Origin of the sequence: Bartonella sp. DB5-6 (assembly GCF_000278115.1) — a bacterium.
Classification (GTDB): Bacteria; Pseudomonadota; Alphaproteobacteria; order Rhizobiales; family Rhizobiaceae; genus Bartonella; species Bartonella refiksaydamii.
Genome location: NZ_JH725127.1, coordinates 1 through 336 on the forward strand (window position 1 = coordinate 1; position 336 = coordinate 336).

Sequence of the window (336 nt, forward strand, 5' to 3'; positions counted from 1 at the left end):
AGTGTCAAGAAGCGCTTAAATAGCCCGTTTTGTAAACAGTATAAAAATAGTCGCAAATGCCAGCCTTAAGTTTTTCTGTTTGTGATGATCAACAATCCCCTTTTTGCTTTTGCTTGGAATAGCGGGATTGTTTCTTCAATCACATTATTTAATGGTTGAGGAAAAGAAGCACTTGCAAGCTGGCTCTGATGGCAAGGTGCATGTCTCCTTTAATGGTATCTTTACTTCGCCAAAGGAAGCCGCTGTTTATGCAGAGCAACATGCGAAGGATAAAAATAATCCGCTTTATATTGTTATCTTCCCCCAAGCGGATTCTGCCATTTCAGAACTTCTGGT

Annotated in this window: 1 pseudogene; it reads left to right on the plus strand. The window is 40.2% G+C overall.

Annotated features, from left to right (window positions below):
- Positions 1 to 136 precede the first annotated feature (136 nt).
- A pseudogene (locus MCO_RS10925) lies at positions 137 to 336 on the plus strand (filamentous hemagglutinin); the annotation flags it as partial.